This window comes from Caballeronia humi (assembly GCF_001544475.1).
In the GTDB taxonomy this organism is placed as follows: domain Bacteria; phylum Pseudomonadota; class Gammaproteobacteria; order Burkholderiales; family Burkholderiaceae; genus Caballeronia; species Caballeronia humi.
Window position 1 is genome coordinate 1 of record NZ_FCNW02000020.1, and the last position, 14,122, is coordinate 14,122.

Annotated in this window: 13 protein-coding genes; 8 read left to right on the forward strand and 5 right to left on the reverse strand. The window is 62.7% G+C overall.

The genetic code is table 11. The annotated features are described in order from the left end of the window. From AWB65_RS36985 to AWB65_RS18635, 5 genes are all read left to right on the forward strand, one after another. Nucleotides 1–186 (forward strand): hypothetical protein (locus AWB65_RS36985; RefSeq protein ID WP_235007671.1); only part of this gene is annotated, 186 nt, incomplete at its 5' end. Between the two features lie 345 nt (nt 187–531). Continuing rightward, on the forward strand, nt 532–1,746 hold the full coding sequence (gene hpnI, locus AWB65_RS18620; protein WP_087668537.1) for a bacteriohopanetetrol glucosamine biosynthesis glycosyltransferase HpnI: 1,215 nt from the start codon (nt 532–534) through the stop codon (nt 1,744–1,746). 14 nt (nt 1,747–1,760) lie between these two features. After that, a complete protein-coding gene (gene hpnJ, locus AWB65_RS18625; protein ID WP_087668618.1) occupies nt 1,761–3,182 on the forward strand; it encodes a hopanoid biosynthesis associated radical SAM protein HpnJ in 1,422 nt (473 codons plus the stop codon). Between the two features lie 2 nt (nt 3,183–3,184). After that, the gene (gene hpnK / locus AWB65_RS18630) at nt 3,185–4,027 is read left to right on the forward strand and encodes a hopanoid biosynthesis-associated protein HpnK (RefSeq protein WP_087668538.1); all 843 of its coding nucleotides are present in this window, start codon (nt 3,185–3,187) and stop codon (nt 4,025–4,027) included. After that, on the forward strand, nt 4,027–5,010 hold the full coding sequence (locus AWB65_RS18635; RefSeq protein ID WP_087668539.1) for a lysylphosphatidylglycerol synthase domain-containing protein: 984 nt from the start codon (nt 4,027–4,029) through the stop codon (nt 5,008–5,010). Before hpnK ends, AWB65_RS18635 begins: the two co-directional genes overlap by 1 nt. A 117-nt stretch (nt 5,011–5,127) precedes the next feature. On the opposite strand, the gene AWB65_RS18640 is transcribed toward AWB65_RS18635, so the two are convergent. Then, a complete protein-coding gene (locus AWB65_RS18640; protein ID WP_235007672.1) occupies nt 5,128–6,765 on the reverse strand; it encodes an alkaline phosphatase family protein in 1,638 nt (545 codons plus the stop codon). 97 nt (nt 6,766–6,862) lie between these two features. Further along, entirely contained in the window at nt 6,863–7,162 is a 300-nt protein-coding gene (locus AWB65_RS18645; protein WP_125474153.1) for an ATP-binding protein, read from the reverse strand. 47 nt (nt 7,163–7,209) lie between these two features. On the opposite strand from AWB65_RS18645, the gene AWB65_RS18650 reads away from it, so the two are divergent. Further along, the gene (locus AWB65_RS18650; RefSeq protein WP_087668542.1) at nt 7,210–8,049 is read left to right on the forward strand and encodes an FTR1 family iron permease; all 840 of its coding nucleotides are present in this window, start codon (nt 7,210–7,212) and stop codon (nt 8,047–8,049) included. A gap of 59 nt (nt 8,050–8,108) precedes the next feature. Here the strand turns inward: AWB65_RS18650 and AWB65_RS18655 are convergent, their stop codons facing one another. From AWB65_RS18655 to AWB65_RS18665, 3 genes are all read right to left on the reverse strand, one after another. Next, nucleotides 8,109–8,417 (reverse strand): hypothetical protein, encoded by a 309-nt coding sequence (locus tag AWB65_RS18655; RefSeq protein ID WP_087668543.1) that lies wholly within the window; start codon nt 8,415–8,417, stop codon nt 8,109–8,111. Between the two features lie 130 nt (nt 8,418–8,547). Further along, nucleotides 8,548–8,778 (reverse strand): hypothetical protein, encoded by a 231-nt coding sequence (locus tag AWB65_RS18660; protein ID WP_087668544.1) that lies wholly within the window; start codon nt 8,776–8,778, stop codon nt 8,548–8,550. A 106-nt stretch (nt 8,779–8,884) separates the two neighbouring features. After that, nucleotides 8,885–9,196, reverse strand: coding sequence for a DUF4148 domain-containing protein (locus AWB65_RS18665; RefSeq protein ID WP_087668545.1), 312 nt, complete (start codon nt 9,194–9,196; stop codon nt 8,885–8,887). Nucleotides 9,197–9,709: 513 nt separating this feature from the next. On the opposite strand from AWB65_RS18665, the gene AWB65_RS18670 reads away from it, so the two are divergent. Together AWB65_RS18670 and AWB65_RS18675 are read left to right on the forward strand one after the other, a co-directional pair. Next, a complete protein-coding gene (locus AWB65_RS18670) occupies nt 9,710–12,913 on the forward strand; it encodes an efflux RND transporter permease subunit (RefSeq protein ID WP_087668546.1) in 3,204 nt (1,067 codons plus the stop codon). A 24-nt stretch (nt 12,914–12,937) separates the two neighbouring features. Then, nucleotides 12,938–14,116 (forward strand): efflux RND transporter periplasmic adaptor subunit, encoded by a 1,179-nt coding sequence (locus tag AWB65_RS18675; RefSeq protein WP_087668547.1) that lies wholly within the window; start codon nt 12,938–12,940, stop codon nt 14,114–14,116. The last annotated feature ends 6 nt before the right edge of the window (nt 14,117–14,122 follow it).

The window sequence follows — 14,122 nt, forward strand, 5'->3', positions numbered from 1 at the left end:
TCGGGAGAGGCGTTCACATCGGCCGATGCGCCGATCGGCTGGACGTTGCCGGGGATATCGAGGGATTGGGTGTACATCCGATTTTCCTTGGTGCGCTGCGGTGGACCGATTATAAACAAACCGTCCGGACGGTTAATTAATAGTTTGCTCGGTATTTACCCCAACAACCGGTGGTCATTGCGCTGACGAATTACAACCTCAATCGTGAAGCTCCTAGCCTTGTTTGCTGGATTCTTCTTCGGCGTCGTACGGTCTGGCGGCGGGAATGTTGAGGCACACGGGAGGCGATATTGCAGTAACCCGAGCAGCCAACGCGTAGCGCGTACGGGCGCGACGCCACTGCTTAAGCATCTCTTAAGCAACTCTGATGCAGCCTTCGAGTTCGCAGCGCGGAGCACTCCGCCTTGCATACGCATGACGATTACCCAATCGCCCAAGCGAAGGAGGCGCCGTGCCCGACAGCATTCCGACAGCCAGCCGATCGTTAAATCGTAAGCAAGCGACGACGCATCCGGCGATGCGCGAACCCTCGTGACGGCGCCGTCGCTGCCCCTCGCCGAGTGGATCCTGATCGCGCTCTGCTGTGTCGCGACGTGCCACGCAGCCGCTGCGGCGCTCGTGCGTTCGGGACTGCGCGGCGCAGGCGATCGAGACGACGCGCGCAACGTGCCGGTCACGGTGCTCAAACCACTCTGCGGTGCGGAGCCGCGGCTCATGCAGAACCTCGAAACCTTCTGCATACAAACGCATCCGTCGTATCAACTTCTGTTCGGCGTGTCGTCGGCGAGCGATCCTGCGGTGAAGGTCGTCGAGCGCTTGCGATGCATCTACCCGCATCTCGACATCGAACTCGTGATCGACGGCACGCGTCACGGCAGCAATCGCAAGGTCGGCAATCTGATCAATCTCGCGCGGCGTGCGCGGCACGACGTGCTCGTGATCGCCGATAGCGACATCGCCGTCGACCCCTGCTATGTCGCACGCGTGACGGCAGCCCTCGCCGAGCCTGGCGTCGGGATCGTGACGTGCCTCTATCGCGCACGCGCGCTCGGCGGCTTTTGGGCGCGTCTCGGCGCGCTCTTCATCGACGAATGGTTCGCGCCCTCCGTGCATATCGCGCACGCGGCAGGTTCGCGCTGTTTCGGCTTCGGCGCGACGCTCGCGCTCACGCGCAGGACGCTCGCGGCGACCGGCGGCTTCGAGGCGCTCTCCGACTGCCTCGCCGACGACTATCGCCTCGCCGAACGCGTGCGCGCGCTCGGCCTCGCGACGGTGCTCTCCGACGTCGTTGTCACCACCGACGTCGCCGACCGTGGCTTTCTCTCGCTATGGCGCCGCGAGACGCGGTGGCTGCGCACGATCCGCTCGGTGAATCCGCTGGGCTTCGCGTTTCTGTTCATCACGTTCACGTCGCCGTGGCTGATTGCGAGCGGCCTGCTCGGTTTCGGCATCGATGCAAGCGGCGGCAACATCGAGCATTCGTATGTCGATACCATCGTGGACCTGAGCACGTCGCTCGGCCTGAGCGCGCGGCTACTGCTGCACAGGCGCAGCGCGCGCGACTGGCGCAGCTTCTGGCGTGACCTGCCGCTCGTCCCTTTGCGCGACGCGCTGCTCTGGCTGCAATGGATCGCAGCCGCGTTCGGCAGCACCGTGTCGTGGCGCGGCGTGAGCGTGCCGGTCGATGGCGCGCGCGCCATCCGCGAAGCCGTTGATCTCTCCGAAGCTGAATCCGATCCATCATGAATGAGGGTCTCGTCATGAAGACGCTGTTCCTGCAGGTCCCGTCGTTCGACGGCTTCGACGGCGGCGCCGGCTCGCGCTATCAGGCGAAGCGCGAGATCCGCTCGTTCTGGTATCCGACCTGGCTTGCGCAGCCCGCCGCGCTCGTGCCCGGCAGCCGCGTGCTCGACGCACCCGCCGACGGCCTTCATGCCGAGGAAACGCTCGCGATCGCCGCGCAATACGAGCTCGTCATCATTCATACGAGCACGCCGTCGTTTCCGTCCGACGCACACTTCGCCGGGCGGCTGAAGGCGTTGAATCCCGCCGTGCGGGTCGGCATGGTCGGTGCGAAGGTGGCAGTCGATCCGCACAATTCGCTTGCCGCCTCCGACGCGCTCGATTTCGTCTGCCGCGAGGAATTCGACTTCACCTGCAAGGAGATCGCCGAGGGCAAGCCGTTCAGCGAGATTCGCGGACTCAGCTATCGCCTGCCGGACGGGTCGATCGAACACAACGAGGCGCGCCCGATCCTCGAAGACATGGACGCGCTGCCGTTCGTCGCGCCCGTCTACAAGCGCGATCTCAAGATCGGCAACTACTTCATTGGCTATCTGAAGCATCCGTACGTGTCGATTTACACCGGACGCGGCTGCCGCTCGCGCTGCACGTTCTGCCTGTGGCCGCAGACGGTCGGCGGGCATCGCTATCGCGTGAGGTCGGTTGCGAACGTGCTCGCCGAAGTAAAGTGGATTCGCGACAACCTGCCCGACGTGAAGGAGGTCATGTTCGACGACGACACCTTCACCGACTTCCGTCCGCGCGTGGAGGCGATCGCGCGCGGCCTGGGCGAACTCGGCGTGACGTGGTCGTGCAACGCGAAGGCGAACGTCCCGTATTCGACGCTGAAGATCATGAAGGACAACGGCCTGCGGCTCCTGCTCGTCGGCTACGAATCGGGCGACGACCAGATTCTCATCAACATCAAGAAGGGCCTTCGCACCGACATCGCGCGCCGTTTCAGCGACGATTGCCGCCAGCTCGGCATCAAGATTCACGGTACGTTCATCCTCGGCTTGCCCGGTGAGACGAAGGAGACGATCGAGAAGACCATCGAGTACGCGAAGGAGATCAATCCGCACACGATCCAGGTGTCGCTCGCAGCGCCCTATCCCGGAACCACGCTCTACCAACAGGCGGTCGAAAACGGCTGGCTGGAAGAGAACAAGGTGATTCATCTCGTCAGCAAGGAAGGCGTGCAACTGGCGGCGATCGGCTACCCGCATCTTTCGCGCGAGGAGATCTATCACCAGCTCGAAACCTTTTACAAGCGCTTCTATTTCAGGCCGTCGAAAATCTGGGAGATCGTGCGCGAGATGCTCGTGAGCTGGGAGATGACCAGGCGGCGGCTGCGCGAAGGCGTCGAATTCTTTCGCTTTCTGCGTACGCACGAGGCTTGAGCATGCGCGGCGTGATCGTCACCGCCGACGACTTCGGCCTGCACGCGCGCGTGAACGAAGCCGTGGTGCTCGCGCATTGCGACGGCGTGCTCAGCGCGGCGAGTCTGATGGTAGGCGCGCCCGCGGCGCCGGGCGCGATCGCTTGCGCGCGCGAGTTGCCGACGCTCGCCGTCGGGCTCCATCTGGTTCTCGCCGACGGCTACTCGGTGCTGCCGCATTCCGCGATCCCCGATCTCGTCGACCGCGAGGGCCGCTTCACATCCTCGATGACGTTCGAAGGCCTGCGCTTCTTCTGCCTGCCGCACGTGCGTGCGCAAGCCGCCGCCGAAATCCGCGCGCAGTTCGAGGCTTACGCCGCGAGCGGACTCGCGCTCGATCACGTCAACACGCACAAGCATTTTCATCTGCACCCGACGGTGCTCGCGCTGATTCTCGACATCGGACTCGACTTTGGCCTGCGCGCGATGAGGCTGCCGAACGAGATGCACGGCTCGATCATGCTGCGCCCGTGGATCGCGCTCGCGAAGGGGCGCATCGACCGCGCTGGCATCGATCGCAACGATTACGTCGCCGGTCTCGCGCTGACCGGCAGGATGGACGAAGCCGCGTTCCTCGACGTGCTCCGCCGCCCGCCGCGCGGCGTGCTGGAGATCTACTGCCATCCCGCGAGCGTGGGCACGGGTTCGATCACGCCGGCGATGCACGGCTACCGGCACGCCGACGAACTCGCCGCGCTGCGCTCGCCCGCGGTGGCGGCCGCGCTCGCGTCGAGCGGCGCGATGCTGGGCGGCTTCGCCGCGGTCTTCGGGCAGGCCGCACGGGGCGAAGCGCGGATGTCGGCGTGATGCGACGCCTCTACATCCTGCGCTGGCCCGCGACGATCGCGCTGCTCGCGTACGTCGTGCTGCACAACGGCATCGGCGATGCGTGGCGTCTGGTCGAGCGCGCCGGTCCGCTGCTGCTGTGGCTCGTTCCGCTGCACGCGCTGCCGCTCCTGCTCGACGCGCGCGCCTGGCATCTGCTGCTCGCCCGCCGCATCGCGCTCTGCACGCTGTGGTGGATCGCCGCCGTGCGTGAGGCCGTGAGCCGCCTGTTACCGGTGTTAGGCATAGGCGGAGAACTGGTTGGTATTCGGCTCGCGGGGCGCTATCTGCGCGATACGGGTTATGTGAGCGCGTCGGTGGTTGTCGAGGTGCTGGTGACGATCGCAGTGCAATACGCGCTCGCGATGCTCGGGTTAGTGCTCCTCTTTCTTGATAGCGCGAACGCGGACGTGGCGCGCGCGGTCGGCATCGCGCTATTGCTCTCGCTACCGCTGCCCGTCGTATTGTTCGCGCTGTTGCGCCGCGGCGGAATCTTTCAGAGGCTCGGGCGAATCGCGAAACGGTTCGTGCCGCGCATCGACGGCCGCGCGCTCGATGCACGGATCCGCGCGCTGCTCGGCCAGCCGCGTTTGCTTGCAGCTGCTTTCGCGTGGCAATTGGCCGGCTACCTGCTGGGCTCGGCGGAAATCTACTTCGCGCTCGCGCTGCTCGGGCATCCTGCCGGCATCGGTGCGTCGATCGCCATCGAGGCGCTCACGCAGGCCGTGCGCCAGGCCGTGTTCATCGCGCCGGCGGGCATCGGCGTGCAGGAGGTCACCATGGTCGCGCTGGCGGGCGCATTCGGCATCGATCGCGACGCCGCGCTGTCGCTCGCTCTCGTGCGGCGCATGCGCGAACTCGCCTGGGGCACGATCGCGATCGTGCTCTGGCAGACAGTCGAATCGTTGCCCACGCAGAAGAACGTGGACGAGCGCACGGCGACCGGGCGGCGCACGCAGCAATAATCGAACGTCCCTCAGCAGCGTTCCAGCGAATCCCATACGTGGACATGCAAATAACGCGAATCGACGCAAGCGTCGTGAATCGATTCGCGTCACTCATAATGGCCGGCGTTCGAAAGACTAAAACCCCAGCCCCGGCAGCACCTGCGTACCCTCAGCCGCCACCGACTGCAACAACGCCGGATCCAGCTTCAGCGACTTGAGAATCGTCGGTGCGACCTGCGTGGTGCTGACCGTCGTCGCATTCGTCGCGGCCTGCAGTCCCGGGAAGGCCACGAGCAGGCCGAGATGGCTGTCGTCCGGCGCATTGCCGCCGTGCTCCGCGTCCTTCGACTTGCTGCTCGTATAGATAACGCCCGGGTTCGGCTGCACGATGATGTCGGGTGCGCGGCCCTGTGCCGGGTCGCCGAACTTCGCGGCGAGCGCCGCGCCTGAAAGAATCGACGCCTGCGGCCCGTCCGCGCAGATGCCCGTCGCGCTGCACGCGAGGTTGGCTTGCAAGGTCGCGACCGCACTGGCCGTCTGCGATTGATCGCGCAGCCAGATGAGGCCGACGTCGTCATCCTGCACGACACCTGTGCCGGACAGTCCGGTTCCGTCGTTGAGCTTGCCGGTCTTCGTGGCCGCCTGTCCGAAGTTGCCTTGCGCGTTCAGATAGTTGTTCGCCTGCAGGAGCGCCGACAGCGTGTCGCCGTTCTTGACGAGCTTCGTGTGATCGGACGGCGACTGGCCGTGCTTGGACGTCACGATCACGACCGTCGACGAAAACAGGTTCTTCGCCTTCAGTTCGGCCACCATCTTGCCGATCGCGCCGTCGGCGTAGGCGATGGCTGCGGCGACCTGCGGGCCGGGCGTGAACTGCGCGTCCGTGTACCCGCCTCCTTTGGCGTTGGGCGCCTTTTGCGCCACGCTCAGCGTCTGGAAATTGGTCCCGAACACGGTCGGTACGCCGACGCTCGCTTTGCCGGTCGAATCGTTTCCGTCGATCTGATTGATGATCGCCTGCACGTGGAAGTTGTCGAAGGTTTCCGTGTGGGTGTAGACGTCGGTGTAGTCGGTGCCGGTCGCGGCATCGGTGGAGTTGATCTCGGTGCGCGCGAGATCATCGACGCCCTTGCCCGACGGACCGTTGACCCAGTCATAGCCCCACGCGTGCTTGTCGGCCCACGCGGTGCGCGCGGTCGCCATCTGCTGCTTGACGACCTCGAACACTGTATTCGTCTTCAGATAGTTATGCGGATACACCGGCGTGCAGGCGCCGTTCACTTTTGCATTGGGGATTGCCTGCGGATTAAAAGCGCCTCCGCCGTCGAGATGCGTGAGGTCGCCGCCATTCATCGCGTCGATGCCCGTGGTTTCGTCAAACACGACGTTCCAACCCTGCGTGCCTGTGCATTGCGTATCGCTAGGTGCGTACAGCGTGCGGTCGTAGGAGACGTCGTAGAAAAGCCCCGCAGACTTGGGCGAACCGCCCGTCACAAGCGCGGCCAGTCCGGGAAACGAATCCGACAGGCCCGGCGTGAACGCGTTCGAATACGTGACGCCGTTGTTCGCCAGTGTCGCGATGCTCGGACACGTCTTCGCGGCGATGCAATTGGCGAGATCCTGTTGATGCAGGCCGTCGATGCTGACGAGGAGGACGTGTTGCGCGCCCGCGATTGCGTTGGTCGGCGAGTTGTCGTCGGACCCTCCGCATGCTGCGAGCGCGAGCGAGGCGCCAAGCGTCGCGACGATTCCAGCCTTCAGGCGAACGTTCACTATCGATCTCCAGACTATGCGTGTTGTACGGACGATCAGTCTGGAGCGGCTGCGAGTCGTGAGTATTACGTGGATATTGCCGGTGCTTTCGCGCCAGTTACGGTGGATTTACGGATCGCTGATCAAGAAAGGTGCTGCTGTCTCTCGACCGCGCGGTATTGCATCCGCGTTCGACATCGTCGAAGCGCACCGCCATGTGGTGCATCCCGGCGACGGCGCCGATGAGACTGAAGCCCAGTCCGTTGCCCGAAGTGTGACGGCTCGCCTCTCCGCGATGAAAGCGTCTCAGCGCCGCCTCGCGCACCTCGTGAGCGATGGCCCGGGCCGTCATCGGCGACACGTACGCTGACGCCGATTTCCCGCAATCCAAAAAATCCTGGTAGTTATTGAGAACCAATCCTATTCTTATCGACAACCCGTTTTTAACCATTCTGGAGCTTTTGCATGCTGTCGACCGCCATCATCGTGTTTCGCGAAGTGCTCGAAGCCGCGCTCGTCATTTCCATCGTGATGGCCGCTACAAAGGGCGTCGCGCGACGCGGCTTCTGGGTGTCGTGCGGATTGATTGCGGGCATCGTCGGCGCCGCGCTCGTCGCCGTATTCGCTGAAACGATCGGCTCGCTCGCGGCGGGCATGGGGCAGGAGATGTTCAACGCGGCCATCATGTTCCTCGCCGTCGCGATGCTCACCTGGCACAGCGTCTGGATGAGCAAGCACGGGCGGGAAATGGCGCAGCAGTTGAGCGCGGTGGGAAAAGCGGTCGCGAGCGGTGCCAAGCCGTTGACGGGACTCGCCATTGTCGTAGCCGTCGCCGTGTTGCGGGAAGGCTCGGAGACCGTGCTGTTTCTCTACGGCATCGCCGCGGGCGATCCGGGACAGACCTCGCAGATGGCGCTCGGCGGCGCAATCGGTGTGCTGGGCGGCGTCGGGCTCGGCGCCTGCATGTATTTCGGCCTGTTGCAGATTCCCGTCAAGCGCCTTTTCAGCGTGACGAACTGGCTGATCATGCTGCTTTCCGCCGGGATGGCGAGCCAGTGTGCCGGTTATCTGCTGTCGGCCGGACTCGTGCCGGCGTTGGGCGAGCAGGTCTGGGACACCTCGTGGCTGCTCGATGAAACCAGTATCGTCGGGAAGATGCTGCATACGCTGATCGGCTATACGGCGCGTCCGGCCGGCATCCAGATCATTGTCTACGTGGCGACGTTGCTGGGCACGATCGCGTTGAATCGCTGGGTCGGGCAGTCCGCACAGACCTCCACGCAGCCGAGGCCCACAGCACGATAAAGGGGCCGAAACTCGCGTGAAGCACGCTATCTCGCTGCTTCTCTCGGTGCCCGAAGCGTTCAACGCACGGACGCCAACCGAATTCGCGCCGCGCACTGTTCAAAGGTCGCGGCGAGTTCGAGAAGCGCGGCCCCGTCAACTCCCGACATCAGAATGCAATCGTCAACGAGCGCCGACAAAGCCACGAGTTGCTGGTCCACTGCGTAGCGGCTTCCATCAGGCCGATGATTCCAGAGCCGATGTGACGATGGCGGATTCGGCTGCGGCAAGTAGGTAGCGACACAGGCCGGTTCCGCGCCCATCGGAGGCAACAACTCTATTTCGATGGGTTCGAGCAAGCCGCCATTGATCTCAGCAGTGATCGTCATAAGGCACCTTGGCTGTGTGAAAACCACCATCCTTTGGCAAAAGGCTTAGGCCATCCTTAGATGACCTCAAACAGCCGCTGCCTGCCTTGACGCGGACGTTCTCAACATTTCGTCGCTCGATCTGATTCGCCTAGGACCGCTGCCAGTCAAAACCCTCCGACAGGACGGCCCGCTGCTCACGAGACAACGGCGCAAAGTCGACGTTGAAAGTCGATGCGAAGCCATTCTTCAACGGTAACGCAGAAGCCCACTCGGCGACATTCGGGCCACCCGGATAGAAACAGACCGCTTCCGCCATGACGATCAAGCCGATGACACTATTGAGAATAAACGTAACGCGAGCCGTGGATTGACGGGACATGCTCGTTCTCCATGTGAGTGCGGCAAACGAAATTGCAGCCGCCTGGTACAAGCATAGGTTCCCCATCCTTATGGGCGGCTTAGCATGATCAAAAAGCCTGCGTTCCTCAATGACCGTAGTAGATGGAGTGCGCGACGGTTCCGATCTGCGCTGGTTTAGAACCCGAGTCCGTGGTATCCGCCGCTCCGCCATAGGAACGGGAAGCGGGATTCATCTTCTGAACCGCGGCTTCGGCGGCCTGGATCTTCGCCGGATAGTACAAGTCGTTCATGCTCGGCCGATAGCCCGCGTTTTCCAGTTGAACGAGTTCGGCTTTGACCTGTGCGCGAGTGACCGGCTGGTTTGTACTTTGCGCAAAGGTCGTCAGGGGCGACGCAATGACAACTGCAGCAGTGATGACGCAAGCGAACCATTTCATGATGTGGATCTCTTTGGTTAGGTATAGACCGGCTCCGACTTAAATAAGTGAAGCCTCGATCCATCTCGTCCTTCGATGACGATCAGGCAGGTTCATTTTGCGTTGCGACTCATTGCGCGACACTAACGCAGCGATTACAAAACCGATAACTTCGGCCAAGTCGATGTCGCTCACGACATGACACGTTGTCATGCAGACGTTCCTAAGCGGCCCCTAAGTGTCCCCGCGCATAAATTGCGCACAACGGTTTAGCCGTGCATCGCGGGCAACATCACATCGAGCACGATACGGTCATAGCTTCCTTCCTGCGCCGCTGGGAATCAGCTACTCGGCGCCATCGCCTATGGCATCCATGACATAGCCGGTTTCCTCGGACCCTTGCCTGCGCGGATTACAAGATCGTCATTTTCCGGTCAGAACCGGGTAAGGCGCGGGAGGCGACACTTCGTTCCGTCAAGCCTCTCCCGCAGCCCGGCGCACCGAAACAGCGCCCCGTGATCAGGACAACATTCCGTGTGGATCGTCAGACTCGCCCTTCGCCGGCCGTATACGTTCGTTGTTTTAGCGTTGCTGCTCTTCATGATCGGTCCGCTCGCCATCTTGCGCACACCGATCGATATCTTTCCGAACATCAACATTCCGGTGGTCAGTATCGTCTGGTCGTACAGCGGCTTCTCCGCTGAAGACATGGCGAACCGCATCACGTCGAACTACGAGCGCGCCCTGACCTCGGACGTGGAGAACATCGAACACATCGAGTCGCAATCGCTCAACGGCGTGTCGGTCATCAAGATCTTTTTCCATCCTGGCGCCGACATCAACCGGGCAGTCGCCGAAGCCACATCGAACTCGGCTTCGATTCTCCGCATCCTGCCACCGGGGACCCTCCCGCCGAACATCATCACCTACAACGCGTCGACGGTCCCCATCCTGCAACTCGGTCTGTCCAGCAGTACGCTTCCCGAGCAGGCGCTTTACGACCTGGGTAACAGCTCCGTGCGCACGCAACTGGCGACGGTCCAGGGCGCCGCGGTTCCATTGCCTTACGGCGGAAAAATCCGCCAGATCATGGTCGATATCGACCCCCGCAAACTGCAGGCGAAAGACCTTTCACCGAGCGATGTCGTCAACGCGGTGAACGTACAGAACCTTATCCTGCCCGGCGGCACCGCCAAGATCGGAGCGCGTGAATACAACGTTCAGATGAACGGCAGCACGAATTCCGTCGCGGCCCTCAACGACCTTCCCATCAAAACGATCAAGGGCGGCGTCGTGTATTTGCGGGATGTTGCGCAGGTGCGCGACGGCTATGCGCCGCAGACGAACATCGTGCGCAGCGATGGCAAGCGAGCCGCGCTTCTGACTGTGGAGAAAACCGGCAGCACCTCCACGCTCACGATCATCCAGCAGATCAAGTCGATGCTTCCCGGCATTTCCGCGGGATTGCCCAAGGCGTTGACGATCACGCCACTCGCGGACCAGTCGGTCTTCGTGAAGTCATCGATCCTCGGCGTCGTGCGCGAAGCGCTGATCGCCGCCTCGCTCACCGCGATGATGATTCTCCTGTTCCTGGGGAGCTGGCGCGCTACGGTCATCATCGCGGTGACGATCCCGCTCTCGGTGATCACATCACTCATCGCGCTCTCCGCGCTGGGTGAAACCATCAACATCATGACACTCGGCGGTCTCGCGCTCGCGGTCGGCATTTTGGTGGACGATGCCACGGTCGCGATCGAGAACATCACGCATCATCTGGAGAACGGCGCTCCGCTCACCGACGCCATTCTCAACGGCTCGGGTGAAATCGCAGTACCCACGTTCGTCTCCACGCTGTCCATCTGCATCGTGTTCGCGCCTATGTTCCTGCTCTCGGGCGTCGCGCGATACCTGTTCGTTCCGATGGCGGAGGCGGTCGTCTTCGCGATGTGCGCATCGTATTTCTTCTCGCGCACGCTCATTCCAACGCTCGCCATGTATTTGCTCAAGGCGCGCAAGCAGGGAGAGCCAGAGGGGCGCTTTGCCTTTCTCGTTCGCTGGCAAGCCGCGTTCGAACGCCGCTTCGAGGCATTGCGCGAAAGTTACAAGGCAACGCTCGCTCGCGGCATCGATCACCCGCGCATCGTGATCGTCCTCTTCGTGGCCTTCTGTCTTGGCTCGATGGCGCTCGTGCCGTTCACGGGCCGCGATTTCTTCCCGAGCGTCGACACGGGCGAGATTCGCCTGCACATGCGCGCGCCGACCGGGACTCGCATCGAGGAAACCGCGCGCCTCGCGGACGAAGTGGAATCCAAGATCCGCACCGTCATCCCCAGATCCGAGGAAGCATCGTTACTGGATAACATCGGCGTGCCGGTGAGCGGCATCAATCTCACGTACTCGTCGTCGGCACCGATCGGCACGGAAGACGCGGACATCATGATCGCCTTGACGAGCCATCACGCTCCGACGGCTTCGTACGTCGCGAAGCTGCGAAACGTGCTCACCGCATCGTTCCCCGGGACGACTTTTTCATTCCTGCCGGCGGACATCGTCAGTCAGATCCTCAACTTCGGCCAGCCCGCGCCGATCGATATTCAGATCGTCGGCAAAAATCTCACCCAGAACCGCGTGGTGGCGAATGCCTTGCTTGCGAAGCTGCGGACCGTGCATGGACTCGTCGATGTGCGTATCCAGCAACCCGGAGACGCGCCAGCGATCAACGTCGAAGTGGATCGCACCAAGGCCATGCAGGCTGGCCTCACGCAGAAGGAAGTTGCGCAGGACCTGCTGATTTCGCTGTCGGGCAGTTCGCAAACCACGCCGAACTTCTGGCTCGATCCAAAAAACGGCGTGAGTCATCCGCTGATGACTGAAGTGCCGCAATACGACATTCATTCGCTTCAGACCCTTGCGAATCTTCCACTGAACAAAAGCAGTGCGTCGAGCGCGCCGCAAAGCATTCTCGCTTCGCTAGGGACGCTGCATCGCGCGTCGCAGCAGGCGGTGGTATCGCACTACAACATACAGCCCGTGCTCGACATCTACGGGTCGGTGCAAGGGCGCGATCTGGGCGGCGTCGCCTCCGATGTCACGAAGCTCATTGATCAGGTCAAGCCGCAGTTGCCCGCGGGTTCTTCAATCGTCATGCGCGGACAGGTGCAGTCGATGTCTCAATCCTTCAGCGGTCTCGGCCTCGGCCTCGCGTTCGCAATCGCGCTCGTGTATCTGCTCATGGTCGTCAACTTCCAGTCCTGGATCGATCCGCTCATCATCGTTTGCGGTCTGCCGGCATCGATTGCGGGCATCGCCTGGATGCTCTTCGCAACGGGCACCACGCTGAGCGTGCCCGCGCTTACCGGCACCATTCTCTGCATCGGTATCGCGACGGCCAACAGCATCCTGGTGATCAACGCGGCACGCGAGATGTTGCACGAAGGCACGGAACCGCTGCGCGCGGCGCTCGAAGCCGGGTTCACCCGCTTTCGCCCGGTGCTGATGACCGCGCTCGCGATGCTGATCGGCATGATGCCGATGGCGCTCGGCCTCGGCGACGGCGGCGAGCAAAACGCGCCGCTCGGCCGCGCGGTGATCGGTGGGCTGGCGCTCGGCACGGTCTCCACGTTGCTCTTCGTACCGGTGATGTTCGCGATGGTGCACGCGTGGCTCGCGCGCCGGCAGCTTTCGCGCGGAACGCCCGCCGGTCCGGTCCCGACAGATTCGCCGGCCGGCACTCAGTGAACCCTATCACCTACAAGATCGATCATGAATCAGCAAGACGCTCGTCCGCCCAGGCCTCGCGCCCGTCGTTTCCTCGTTCCCGCCATCCTGCTTGGCGTGGCTGCCGCGCTTCTTGCCGCGGGGATCGTTCCTCGCATGGAAGCACAGAACGCGCTTGCCGCACAAACCAATGTGCAGGCCGCGCAAATCGTTTCGGTGATCGTGCCGCGACAAGCGCCCGCCACGCAGGAATTGCTCTTGCCGGGCGCGGTCACGGCTTTCTCCGATACTGCGGTTTTCGCGAGAACGAGCGGCTACATCCAGCACTGGTACGCCGATATCGGCGCACATGTGAACAAAGGACAGGTTCTCGCCGACATACAGACGCCTGAACTCGATGCGCAGCTTCAACAGGCACGCGCTGATGAAGCAACCGCACAAGCGAATTTCAACTATGCCAAAGCCACGTCGCAGCGATGGCAAGACATGCTGAAGACGCAGTCCGTCTCGCAGCAGGACGCCGACACGAAGTCCGGCGACATGCTCGCCAAACGCGCCATGTTGCAATCGGCGCAGGCCAATGTCCGGCGTCTGACCGAACTCGTCTCTTACGAGAAGGTCGTAGCACCGTTCGACGGTGTTGTAACCGCACGCAACGTCGATGTCGGCGCGCTCGTCACGGCAGGCGGCGCTCCGGGTCTTGGCGCATCGGCGGGTGAGCTCTTTCATGTCGCGCAACGCGATACGTTGCGGGTATTCATCGACGTACCGCAAAGCGACGCGCCCTATGTCTCTTTGAGCACGCGCGCGTATCTCACGGTACAGCAGTATCCGGGGCGGCAGTTCGCCGCGCAGGTCGCGCGGAACTCGGGCGCGATGGACCCGGAGAGCCGCACGTTGCGAGTGGAGGTCGACGTCGACAACCGGGACGGCGCGCTTCTTCCTGGCGCGTATGCGCAAGTGCATCTCGCGCTGGAGAACAGCAGACCGGCCCTCGATCTTCCTGTCAGTGCGCTTCTATTCCGCCCGAACGGCGTAACCATTGCGACCGTGGACCAAAACAGCAGGACCCAGTTGAAGACGGTTGCAATCGGCCGGGATTTCGGCACTCACGTCGAGGTGTTGACCGGCCTGCAAGCGACGGAACGAGTGATCGACAACCCGGGCGACGCGATGACAAGCGGCGAACCGGTCAGAATCGCCAAGCAGGCGGGCACATCGTGAAGGTCG

Excerpts from the sequence above, each read along its gene's own strand:
- hpnJ (WP_087668618.1), top strand. The coding sequence starts at position 1,761 with ATGAAGACGCTGTTCCTGCAGGTCCCGTCGTTCGACGGCTTCGACGGC.
- hpnK (WP_087668538.1), top strand. The coding sequence starts at position 3,185 with ATGCGCGGCGTGATCGTCACCGCCGACGACTTCGGCCTGCACGCGCGC.
- AWB65_RS18635 (WP_087668539.1), top strand. The coding sequence starts at position 4,027 with ATGCGACGCCTCTACATCCTGCGCTGGCCCGCGACGATCGCGCTGCTC.
- AWB65_RS18650 (WP_087668542.1), top strand. The coding sequence starts at position 7,210 with ATGCTGTCGACCGCCATCATCGTGTTTCGCGAAGTGCTCGAAGCCGCG.
- AWB65_RS18655 (WP_087668543.1), bottom strand. The coding sequence starts at position 8,417 with ATGACGATCACTGCTGAGATCAATGGCGGCTTGCTCGAACCCATCGAA.
- AWB65_RS18660 (WP_087668544.1), bottom strand. The coding sequence starts at position 8,778 with ATGTCCCGTCAATCCACGGCTCGCGTTACGTTTATTCTCAATAGTGTC.
- AWB65_RS18665 (WP_087668545.1), bottom strand. The coding sequence starts at position 9,196 with ATGAAATGGTTCGCTTGCGTCATCACTGCTGCAGTTGTCATTGCGTCG.
- AWB65_RS18675 (WP_087668547.1), top strand. The coding sequence starts at position 12,938 with ATGAATCAGCAAGACGCTCGTCCGCCCAGGCCTCGCGCCCGTCGTTTC.